Source organism: Acidiphilium iwatense (genome assembly GCF_021556475.1).
Classification (GTDB): domain Bacteria; phylum Pseudomonadota; class Alphaproteobacteria; order Acetobacterales; family Acetobacteraceae; genus Acidiphilium; species Acidiphilium iwatense.
Map to the genome: position 1 here is coordinate 1 of NZ_JAKGBZ010000087.1, position 6,253 is coordinate 6,253.

Here is a 6,253-nt window from a genome sequence, read left to right on the forward strand (position 1 = left end):
GGGTCCTCCTTATGTTGCCCGCATGATGGTGGCCAGCGCGGGATTTGGTCAAGGGAAGCGCGCCATTATGCCGCCCCGCCAACGAATAAATTTTTACGAATATGCGGTCAGCCTCGGAATCGGGCGTTTGCACCAGCGGAATGTGCTGGTAACCCTCCCGCCGATGCCGATCCTGCCCTCGCCGATCGAACTGGTCACCGCCCGCCTGCCACAGCGCCACCGCGCCGCCGGCGGTGAATTCCTGCGTTTCGGCCTGGTCGGCGCCTTCGGCTTCTCCCTCGACGTCGCGGTGGTCTATGCCCTCAACCCCTGGATCGGCCTGTATGCCGCCGGCATGGTCGCGTATTTCGTGGCGGCGAGTGCGAACTGGGCGCTCAACCGGGTGTGGACGTTCCGCGGCCGCGCGCATCGCGCCGCCCATACGCAATGGATGCGCTTCCTCGCGGTGAACCTGTTCGGGTTTATGCTCAACCGTGGCGCGTATTCGGCGTTGATCGCGGCATTCGTCCTGCCCCGGCATTATCCGGTCCTGGCCGTGGCGGCCGGCGCCGCGACAGGGTTTCTGGTCAATTTTCTGCTTTCCCGGCGCGTTGTTTTCGGTTAACAACGATTAAACCTTGGGTTGCATTCCGCAAGCCCAAGGTGGAACCGAAACGCCATGCCCCAGACCGCGATGCTGACGCCGGGCCTCGATCTGATCCAGAAACCGCGCGCGCCGAGCCGGCGCACCGGCACGGCTCGCCGCAAAGCCCCGTTCGCGGCACTGCATGGCGTTCCTCTGCTGGCGATCGCCGATCTCGCCGCCGGGCTCGCCGCGCCCCGCCTCGCCAGCCTGATCGCCGGACCGGCGCCGACCCTTGCGCAGGGGCTTGGCAACTGGATCGGCTTCGCGACCGCGACCGTCGTGGCGATGCTGCTGTGCGGGCTCTACGGCATCGCGCCCGCGCGCGCGCCGCTCGATCACGCGTGGCCGATCCTGCGCGCCCTGATCGTGGCACACGCGGCCTTGCTGCTACGCTTCGCGCTGATCCGCGCCGCGCCCGCAACCCCGCCGCTCGCCGGCTCGATCGGCTGGGCGGCGACCGGCTTCGGCCTGGCAGCGATTCTGGTGCTCGGCGAACGCCTGGCGATCGCCGCCTGGTGGCGGCGCGACGGACCGCGCGGCACCGCCGCCCTGGTGACCACCGGTCCCTGCGACCGAAGCCTGCGCGATCGGCTCGACCGGCTGGCCGGGTATCGGCTGGGTTATCTGTTCGCCTGGGGCACGCCGCAGGCGGCGGGGCTGCGCCTGATCGCCGATGTCGCGACATTCGAGGCGATGATCCGCGCCGGGCGGATCGACGACATCGTGGTATTCACCCGCCGGACCGACGATGAAGCCGCGCGCGCTAAAATCGACGCGCTGCTCGCCCGGCTCGCCGATCAGCCGGTGCGGGTGCGTCTCGCCTTCGACGCGGTTGCCGAAATCGGCGCCGGCGGCGTCGCGACCGGCCAAAGCCTGCGCATGGTCACGGTATTGGATCGGCCGATCCCGCCTTTGGCGACGCTATATAAACGGCTGGCCGACCTCGTTCTGGGGTCGCTGCTGCTGGCCCTCCTCGCTCCGATAATGGCGCTGATCGCGATCGCGCTCCGCGCGACCGGCCCGGTGCTGTTCCGCCAGCGCCGGATCGGGCTCGATGGCACGCCCTTCACCGTACTCAAATTCCGCACCATGCGCGCCGCCGCGTCGAAGGGCGCCATTCTCCAGGCGCGGCGCGGCGATCCGCGCGTCACGAGGCTTGGTGTGATGCTGCGCCGCCTGTCGCTCGATGAACTGCCGCAGATTTTCAACGTGCTGCGCGGCGAGATGTCGCTGGTCGGGCCACGGCCCCATGCGCCGCAAACCAGCACGGGCTCGTTCACCTTTGAGGCGGCGATCGCGTTCTACGGCGTACGTCACCGGGTCAAGCCGGGGCTGACCGGCCTCGCCCAGGTGCGCGGGTTGCGCGGCCCCACCGAGCGGCCCGAGATGATCGCCGCGCGCGTCGCCGCCGATCTCGACTATATCGAGCACTGGTCGCCCTGGCTCGACCTCGCGATCTTGCTGCGAACGGTGCCGGCGGTGCTCGGCGGCCGCAATGCATATTGACGCGCGGGCCGAACGGCGGATCGGTCTTGTTTCACTGCGACCGCGCATCGCGGTCATCATCCCCTGCCACAACGAGGTCGCCACGATCGCCGGCGTGGTGGCCGATTTCCAGACCGCCCTGCCGGACGCGCGGATCGTGGTGTTCGACAACCGCTCGACCGACGCGACCGCCGCCCGTGCCGAGGCCAGCGGCGCCGAGCTGCACCGCGAGGCGCTGCGCGGTAAGGGCCACGTGGTGCGTCGCGCTTTCGCCGATATCGAGGCGGATTTCTATGTGCTGGTCGATGGCGACGGCACCTATGATGCCTCGGCAGCACCCGCGCTGATCGAGCGGATGCGCGCCGAACGGCTCGACATGATCGTCGCCGCGCGGATCGCCGAAAATGACGCCGCCTATCGGAGTTTTCACCGCCTCGGCAACCGCGCGATCACCGCGCTGGTGCGGGCCTTGTTCGGCGACCGGGTGAGTGATCTGCTGTCCGGCTACCGGGTGTTCTCGCGCCGCTTCGTCAAATCCTTCCCGGTGCTGGCGCGCGGCTTCGAGATCGAGACGGAACTGACGGTCCATGCCCTCGAACTCGACCTGCCGATCGCGGAGCGCAAGCTGCCGTATCGCCCGCGCCGCGCGGGATCGGAATCGAAGCTGAATACCTGGGCGGATGGGTTGCGCATCGGGCGCATGATCCTGACGCTCCTGCGCGATCAGAAACCGCTGGCGTTTTTCGGCGCGATCGGCTTCGTGCTGGCGTTTGCGGGACTGGCGCTCGCCGCCCCGGTGGTGATGACCTATCTCGCGACCGGGCTGGTGCCGCGCCTGCCGACGGCGGTGCTCGCCACCGGGATCGAACTGGTCGCGTTCTCCGCCTTCGTCTGCGGGCTGATCCTCGATTCGGTCGCACGCGGACGCAAACAGGCGAAACGCCTTGCCTATCTGACGATTCCGGCCTTCGGGGAATGACCGCGCCGGTTCTGCTGGCGGGCTCGCCGCCGCCGGAGCATGACTACGATGCGGATATCGTTATTCTCAGCCATCATCGTACCGTCGAAACCATCGCGGCGATCCGATCGGCCTCGGCGCAGATCGGCTGCGATCACCATGTCATCGTGCTGGATCAGGACTCGCCCCCCGAGATGCGCGCGGCGCTGATCGGGACGGTCGTGGCGCTCGACCGGGTTTCGCTCTACGCGATCGAGGCGAATCTCGGCGTGCCCGGCGGGCGCAACCTCGCGACGTCTTTGGGACGGGGACGCGCGATCATCGGGCTTGACAATGACGCGGTGTTTGCCGGGCCGCGCGTCGCCGCAAGCGCCGCCGCGCGCCTTGCCGCAGATTCGTCGCTCGCTGCCATCGGGTTTCGGATTCTCGCCGCCGACGGCGTATCGCTGGATGCGACAAGCTGGGGCTATCCGAAAATTTTACTCCCCCGCGCGGAGGCGGTCTTCGCGGCAAAAACCTTCGTCGGCTGCGGCCACGCGCTGTCGCGGCACTGCTTCGAAACACTCGACGGCTATGACGCGTCGTTGTTTTTCTGCTGGGAAGAATATGAATTCTCGCGCCGTGCAATCGGCGCCGGCTGGCGCATCGAACATCACGGCGATCTCGCGGTGATCCATGCTGTCTCGCCCGAGGCGCGGGTGGAATGGCACGGCGAACGCTGGCGCTATTTCGTGCGCAACCGGCTGCTGATCGCCCATGACCGGCGCGGCGTGATCGGCATGATTCCGCGCACTTGCCTCTATCTCGCGCGCGGACTGCGTGCCGGGCGATTGACGGCGACGATCGCGGCCATCGCGGAAGCCGTGCGCCTTGCCCGCACGCGCCGGCGAGACGGCAACTTGAAGGTTAGCGCCGATGCCAGCGGGGCGGCCATGCCGGTACCCACGGTCGCGCACCCTGCACTATCCGGTCGGTGCTCACCGCGATTCGCGCCCCCCTGAACCGCAACGCGATCGCGCCGTCGCGCCACACGCCGAACCGATCGACGATCACGCGCCCCGGTTTGCGGCATGCGCCGCGCAGCGGGCGCGGCGACACCACGACCCGCGCATCGCCGCAGCCGTCCCGCGCCGCCGCGCGATCAGCGAGATACAGCACGCGGCCATGATCGAAACCACAACGCCCGTTATCGCAAACCGCGCGGGCACGACCCGCGCGTACCCGCTCACCGGCCCAGACCGGCCGCCATTGGCTCAGGGTGAAATGGTCCACCCGCCCCGCCTCGACGATGCGCACCACGCCGCCAACACGTACACCGATCAGATTGGCTTTCGGCGAGACCAGCACATCCGGCGATCGGGTCAGCGCTGCTGCGATCAACCCGGCCGCGATCGACACCAATCCCACAAAACGCAGCCGCGACCGCAGCAATCCGAGCGCCGCCAACCCGAGCGCGATGAGAGCGACAGCCATGCCGGGAATCGGGCGGATCTCGATCAGCGCGTGCGGCAGGCCATCGACGAAGCGGGCAACGTCCAGAATGAGGCCAATGCTCCAGCCCATCGGCACCAGAGCGATCCGTTCCAGATGAAACGGCATCAGCACCAGCGCGGCCATGCCGAGCGGCAGCACGATCAGCGCGGTCAGCGGCACCGCGGCGAGGTTGGCGAGCACGTAATACGGCTCGATCTGCTGGAAATGATAGGCGGCAAACGGCATCGAGGCACCGCCCGCGAGCAGCGAGGTGAAGCCGAGTGCCGCGACATGGCGCAGCAACCGCGCGTGCCATGTGTCACCGCCGACCGAAAATCGCCGTCCCACCGCCTCGTAGCCGGCGATCAAGGCGAGCACGGCGGAAAAACTCATCTGAAAACTCGGCCCCGGCACCGCATCCGGCTCGATCAGCATCAGCGCCAGCGCCGCCAGCGCCAGCCCGCGCAGCGACAGAGCACGCCGCCCGGCGATGATGCCGGCGAGCACCAGCACCGCCATCGCCAGGCTGCGCAGGATCGGTACGTGAAAACCCGTCAGTGCCGCATAGATCACGCCGCCCAGAAACGCCACGATCGAGGCGATGATCTTCGCCGGCACGCGCAGGAGCAGAAATTCGGAAAACCCAACAAGAAAGCGCGTCAATGCGAACAGCGTCGCCATCACGATGCCGATATGCAGACCGGCCACGGCGAGCAGATGCGCGAGCCCTGCGGTGACGAAATCCTGCCGTTCGGCGGGTGGAATGCTCTGCTCAAAACCGGTGAGCAGGGTCGCCGCGACCGAACCGGTTTCGATCGGCAAATCCGCCAGCACGCGCGCCGCGATCACCTCGCGCAAACGCCGCAGCGCGCCGCGCCAGCCGGGTGCCGCACGGGCCGTAACGTCGAGCTTCGAGAGCGCAAATCCCACCGCGCCCAGCCCGGCGAAATACTGGTCGCGCCCGAAATTCCAGCCGCCCGGATAAGCGGGGCGCGACGGGGCAAACAGCAGCGCACGCACCCGAATTGTGTCGCCCGATTCGACCGGCGTGGCATCGCCGCGATGCAGCTTCACCCGAACCGCCCTTGCCTGCGGAACGCCGCCATTCAGGGTCGGATGGGCGATGCGGATGCGCCGCCCGGTCGGCAACAGATCGACCGAGGCGACGCGGCCGGCGATCGTCACCGCGTGATACGGCACGTTCATCAGCGGCGGAAGCGATGCCGCCCGCCATTGAGCACGGCCGAAACCGATCGTCGCGGCCAGGAACAGCGCCGCGACGGCTCGCGGCACCCTCCAGCGCCAGGCGATGGCGAAACAGGTGAATGCGGCGATAACGACGCCGATCGTCAGGGTATGAGACGGTTCGCGCGTCAGATCGAAATAAATGAGAATCCCGGCGCCCATCGCCACCGGCAGGAACAGGAACAGCCTTCCGCGCTCCGCGCCGAGCAGCGCGTGCCAGCTCGCCGCCAGGCGTTCGGCGAAGGGCGCCGCGCGAAACGTGACAATCGGGCCTGCATCCACGAGAAACCTCAACCTGTGATTGCAACACCCTACTCGCCCGCAACACAACGGCAAAGCGAAAACTAGTACCCCGAGTCGCTCATAGTGCGGGGTATAGCCGCTTCAGTTTGATGCGGGCGTTTGCGGTGGTGAAGTGCCAGTTGGCCTTGACGTGATCCCTATTGCGGGTGCGCTCCCATGCGGCG

5 protein-coding genes are annotated in these 6,253 nt (G+C 67.8%); 4 read left to right on the forward strand and 1 reads right to left on the reverse strand.

The window, feature by feature from the left end; genetic code table 11:
* Nucleotides 1–142 precede the first annotated feature (142 nt).
* The 4 genes from L2A60_RS19505 to L2A60_RS19520 are packed head-to-tail and all read left to right on the forward strand — an operon-like array spanning nt 143 to nt 4,069.
* Nucleotides 143–604, forward strand: coding sequence for a GtrA family protein (locus L2A60_RS19505; protein ID WP_235706131.1), 462 nt, complete (start codon nt 143–145; stop codon nt 602–604).
* Nucleotides 605–658: 54 nt separating this feature from the next.
* Entirely contained in the window at nt 659–2,131 is a 1,473-nt protein-coding gene (locus L2A60_RS19510) for an exopolysaccharide biosynthesis polyprenyl glycosylphosphotransferase (RefSeq protein ID WP_235706132.1), read from the forward strand.
* Entirely contained in the window at nt 2,121–3,089 is a 969-nt protein-coding gene (locus L2A60_RS19515) for a glycosyltransferase (protein WP_235706133.1), read from the forward strand. The genes L2A60_RS19510 and L2A60_RS19515 overlap by 11 nt, the downstream gene beginning before the upstream one ends.
* Nucleotides 3,086–4,069: a glycosyltransferase family 2 protein gene (locus L2A60_RS19520; protein ID WP_235706134.1), complete on the forward strand. Its 984-nt coding sequence runs from the start codon at nt 3,086–3,088 to the stop codon at nt 4,067–4,069. Before L2A60_RS19515 ends, L2A60_RS19520 begins: the two co-directional genes overlap by 4 nt.
* On the opposite strand, the gene L2A60_RS19525 is transcribed toward L2A60_RS19520, so the two are convergent.
* On the reverse strand, nt 3,975–6,068 hold the full coding sequence (locus L2A60_RS19525; RefSeq protein WP_235706135.1) for a ComEC/Rec2 family competence protein: 2,094 nt from the start codon (nt 6,066–6,068) through the stop codon (nt 3,975–3,977). The two genes, L2A60_RS19520 and L2A60_RS19525, sit on opposite strands and share 95 nt — an antisense overlap.
* Nucleotides 6,069–6,253 lie beyond the last annotated feature (185 nt).